Genomic DNA, 691 nt, shown 5'->3' on the forward strand with positions numbered 1-691 from the left:
TGTTTTCTCTTCCTGAGGGTACTGAGATGTTTCACTTCCCCTCGTTCCCTCCACATGCCCTATGTGTTCAGGCATGGGTGACAGCCCATGACGACTGCCGGGTTTCCCCATTCGGAAACCCCCGGATCAAAGCCTGGTTGACGGCTCCCCGGGGACTATCGTGGCCTCCCACGTCCTTCATCGGTTCCTGGTGCCAAGGCATCCACCGTGCGCCCTTAAAAACTTGGCCACAGATGCTCGCGTCCACTGTGTAGTTCTCAAACAACGACCAGCCACCCATCACCCCACCCGACAAGCAGATGAGTTCACTGGGGCCGGAATCTTGAAGGACGACCAGCCGGCCGTACCCTCAGACACCCAACAACGTGCCAAGCACAGTCCGTTTCCAGAATCCCGTTTTCCACGCCGAAGCAGTACTCACGATTCACCGGATCAAAACTGTGCCAACTAATCAACGTTCCACCCATGAGCTGACCGTGCAGAACATTTGCCTGCAATCGGTACTGTGCTCCTTAGAAAGGAGGTGATCCAGCCGCACCTTCCGGTACGGCTACCTTGTTACGACTTCGTCCCAATCGCCAGTCCCACCTTCGACAGCTCCCTCCCACAAGGGGTTGGGCCACCGGCTTCGGGTGTTACCGACTTTCGTGACGTGACGGGCGGTGTGTACAAGGCCCGGGAACGTATTCAC

General features: G+C 57.3%; 2 rRNA genes. Both read right to left on the minus strand.

Annotated features, from left to right (window positions below):
- Positions 1-229: ribosomal RNA gene (locus tag EAO70_RS35375) — 23S ribosomal RNA — on the minus strand; the annotation flags it as partial.
- Positions 230-516: 287 nt separating this feature from the next.
- Positions 517-691, minus strand: a 16S ribosomal RNA gene (locus EAO70_RS35380); the annotation flags it as partial.

Source organism: Streptomyces sp. adm13(2018) (assembly GCF_008042145.1).
In the GTDB taxonomy this organism is placed as follows: Bacteria; Actinomycetota; Actinomycetes; order Streptomycetales; family Streptomycetaceae; genus Streptomyces.